At 35.9% G+C, this 4,173-nt stretch carries 3 protein-coding genes; all 3 read left to right on the top strand.

Annotation, left to right across the window (positions count from 1 at the left end; translation table 11 throughout):
- Positions 1-317: 317 nt before the first annotated feature.
- Entirely contained in the window at positions 318-1,373 is a 1,056-nt protein-coding gene (locus tag QM629_RS18890; RefSeq protein ID WP_415161463.1) for a hypothetical protein, read from the top strand.
- 20 nt (positions 1,374-1,393) lie between these two features.
- Positions 1,394-2,146, top strand: a complete 753-nt coding sequence (locus QM629_RS18885) for an alpha-ketoglutarate-dependent dioxygenase AlkB family protein (protein ID WP_415161462.1) — start codon at positions 1,394-1,396, stop codon at positions 2,144-2,146.
- Between the two features lie 245 nt (positions 2,147-2,391).
- Complete coding sequence (locus QM629_RS18880) at positions 2,392-3,846, top strand: TlpA family protein disulfide reductase (RefSeq protein WP_415161461.1); 1,455 nt, start codon at positions 2,392-2,394, stop codon at positions 3,844-3,846.
- Positions 3,847-4,173 lie beyond the last annotated feature (327 nt).

The raw sequence follows: 4,173 nt of genomic DNA, 5'->3' as shown, positions 1-4,173 counted from the left end.
ATTTTATGCAACGTTTTTCGTTTGTAAAAATTCAGGTGTTGCTGTGTTTTATTCATTTAAGTATGCATGTAACAAGGGTATTTGTGTCAGCGGGGCTGACAGTAAGTTTTCTCAACAGCAGTTTTTCAATTAAGCGTTCCGTCTCTTCGTGACGGAACGCTGTTGGCAGCAACAATTTGTTCAGCAATAGTTTATTAATTTAGCTTCGGTTATCAGCGGGACGGATAAATCCGTCCCGCCGAACACAAATACCTGACCGTTAGCGGCAAGGCTACGTGGACACCCTACGTTAGTTAAACATGCCCTACTAACGGCGAATGGGTTTTGTAATCTTCATCATTGTTGTTATTATTATTGCAATTGCCAACAGCGGCAGTTCTTCAAAAAAGCCTGTTGAGACACAGCAACAACGACAAGAACGGCTACTTAGAGAACAACAGAGAGCAGCAGAGAGACAAAGACAAATTGAACGTGAACGTCAAGCAACTTTACAAAGGCAACAGGAAGAACAGCAACGACAATTAAGTCTTACACGACAAAGACAGGCACTTAAAGTACACAGACTTTCATTGCAAGAAACAGGAACTGACTATTGTACTACTATTGCAAGTATAATGCAGCCAGTCCCGAACTTTTGGAAAATGTATGAACATAACATACAATTATCATCACATTTAACAGCCAGCCAAATATTAAATACTAATAACGGAATTGCAATAATTCAAGACTCACAAACGCTAATAAATTATATTACTGCTTATGGAGGAATGCATTACCATAAGTTGCAGAGTGCTTTTAATTATTTATTTCCTCAACTTCCTAATTTACCGATTGATATTGTTGATTATGGTTGCGGTCAGGCACTTGCATCAATTGCATTCTACGATTATGCAATCAGAAACAATAAGAATATAAACGTTGATAAAATAATACTTATAGAACCTTCTGAAATAGCTTTAAAACGCGGCATATTAAAGTTGAACTACTTCATTGATTATAAAAACCATCATGTTGAGCTTTCAAAAGTAAACAAGCGGCTTGATAACATCACAAACGCAGATTTGACTTCAAACGATTCAAATATCAAAGTTCACTTGCTATCAAACATTCTTGACGTAGATAGTTTCAATTATATTCAGCTTGCAAACAAAATAAAAGCAACACAAAAAGGAACTAATTATTTTGTTTGTGTTAGTCCTGACAACAATAATGCTTTAAATAGGATAAATAGTTTTCAAAGTTGCTTTATACATACAAGCATTCCTTGCCAGACAGGAACTATTTACGGAAAGGCTTTTCGCGTTGTGGGTAAAAGCTGGTTAGAAAACTACAATATAACAATGGTGCTAAAGATTTTTAGATGTAATTTATAAATTTACTAAAGGAAATATTTATGGATTTATTTAATCAAACGCCGGACACCAAAGAGCTTCCATTCAAACTTCCACAAAAAGATAATTACAGTTATCAATGGAATGATGAAATGAATGGCTTTGTCATTTCAATTCCAAATGGTCAACTTTTTTATTCCGAACATTTCTTTGATAAAAAAGTAAGCGACAGAAGTATTGAATATTTTTTAGAAAACGAAACGAACGATTGGCAAACGGCGGACTGGAGAAGTTTAGATAAAGAAAGCTTATCTCAAATAAAATTCAAAAATATTAATTGGCATCACGACCAGATTAAGATGTTTGGCAAGCCTGTTTTCCTTCCAAGATATTCTGCCTGGTATGGAGATAGTGATAAACCTTACACTTATTCGGGTTTGACATTGCAGCCCAACAAATGGAATAAAGGTTTACTTCATATCAAAGAACAAATTGAAAAAGTAGCAGGCGTTCATTTCAATAGTGTTTTGATGAATTGGTACAGAGATGGTGAAGACTATATTAGCTGGCATTGCGACGATGAAAAAGAGTTAGGTAAAAATCCCGTTATTGGTTCAGTAAACTTCGGCGCAACAAGACGATTTCAGTTGCGAAGACTTGACAACAATGAAGAAAAAATTGAAGTTCCTTTAAAACATGGTACTTTTCTTTTAATGAGTGGTGAGACACAACATTATTGGCAACATGCAGTTCCAAAAGAGAAAAAAATAAAAGAAGCACGTTTCAACTTGACATTTAGAATTATTAATCATTAACACAGGCAGTATTAAATTCAAAAGCCCAGCCGCTAACAAAAGTATTGCTGCAATTTGGGCTGGACGTTGTAAGCATCGGCAGCAGTAAAAAATCAGATCCAGTTCTGGCTTGACGTTATAAATTTGGCTAATGCACAAAAACATCAGCAACAGTTCAGCTATCAGCAGCAGTCCCAGCGTGACGTATTTCAAATGCCCAAACTGCAGCAATACCTGTTCGTTGCCTGCAAGCACAAAACAAGCACATGAAAAAGACAGTCAGTTTAGTTGTCATCTTATTTTCAACTATTATACTTTGGGGACAGAATAAACCTGGGGTAAAACCTCTCATTATACAAGGACAAATAACTAATTGCCCAGAAAAATATTTAAGAATTTTGTTTCATGATAAAAACGGACAATGGTTAATGGACACGCTTCACCTTGATGAGTCCGGTAAATTTTATCTAAAAACATACAAATTACCGGGTCCACAACGGGCAAGCATACAACAGAATAATATTCAGATCAATGATATTTTTGTTGCACCCGGATATAATTTAACAATTAAAGGAAACGGGAAGGATTTTTCTTCTTTATTCAAAAGTAAAACCATTTCGGGCATTGGGTCTGAAAGCAACAGGTACCGTCTATTGCTGGATTCAGCTTATTTGGCACGGAAAGACACAACGCTATGGTTTGAGTTAAAGCGAGATGAATTGCTCTCCTATATCAGCAATCAGCAGAAATTAAAAGATTCGATATATCATATAACATTTGACAAAAAGCCGATCCATGATGAATACCTCAAATATTTTGGCTCAATGGTGCGGCTCGACAACATTTTCAGTAAGCTAAATATGTTGGTTACTCATGTAAATATAAATAATTATAGTTACGATTCTTCCGTATCATTTATCAGAGATAATTTCGATCACAAAATATTAGAAAATATTTACAATGAACAGTATTTAATATCAAATGATTATAATCAAGGGTTAATAGCTAAGGAATGGCCGAATTATTTAGTAAATCTGGATTTAAAAAAAGATTCTACGCTTCTGAATCAAAAGGACTATAACCTAAAAAAGATTGCAACAACCTATCAGGGAAAGGTCAAAGAGTACGTTCTGCATATACGAATGGCATCAGATATTGAATCCTGCCGTTCATTTGCAAAGCTGAATGAATATAAGGAGCGGTTTGCACCTTATATTTCAAACCTCAAAAGCAACTTTTACAAAACATCTCTTGAAAAAAAATTCATCGAGAAGGAAAATGAATTAATACGGACACAAGTCGGAAAACCTGCACCGCTATTTACCTTAGAAAATAACTTCGGGGAGACTTTTACTCTTGAAGAATTCAAGGGAAAAGTTATTTATCTTGATTTGTGGGCCAGTTGGTGCGGACCTTGCCGAGCAGAAACACCAAGTTTTAAGATTCTATATGACAAATTTAAGGATAATAGTCAGATCGCATTTATTAGTATTGCGGTTCATGACGGTGTTAATGAATGGAAAAAAGCAATTGAAAAAGATAAACCAAATTGGCTTCAGCTAATAGACAAAGACGGATTTGTTTGGAAATCCTACGTTGCAAATGCCATTCCCAAATTTATTTTAATCGACAAAAAAGGAAACATTGTTGACTTTGATGCACCTAGACCGAGTAATGCTCTTGAAATCGAAAAGCTTTTGAATAAGGAAATCGAAAAATGACGAGTGCCATGCAGGCAACATTCGGTTTGGCAATATGGCGGCGCGACGAATATATGCTCAACTTTTTGTCCGCTATTCGGCTTCAGTTCCGGCTGACGAATAACGCCGGGCAATAGAATAAACAATGAACTTTTAATTATAAATTTGGCAGCGGTTACAGGCAGACGGATTACGGAATTCCGCCACATCGCCAAGCCGTACCGTTAGTAGCCATTTTACGAGCGACCGTGCTAACATCAACAGACAGACAAAAAATGAATTTACTAAACAATAAAAAAGTTGCAATTATCGGTGGCGGACCTGTTGGACTGACAATGGCAAAATTGT

It is taken from the genome of Parafilimonas sp. (assembly GCF_047606085.1).
Taxonomy (GTDB): Bacteria; Bacteroidota; Bacteroidia; order Chitinophagales; family Chitinophagaceae; genus Parafilimonas.
Note: the sequence above shows the minus strand (reverse complement) of the source record. Positions and strands in the feature narration are given on the sequence as shown.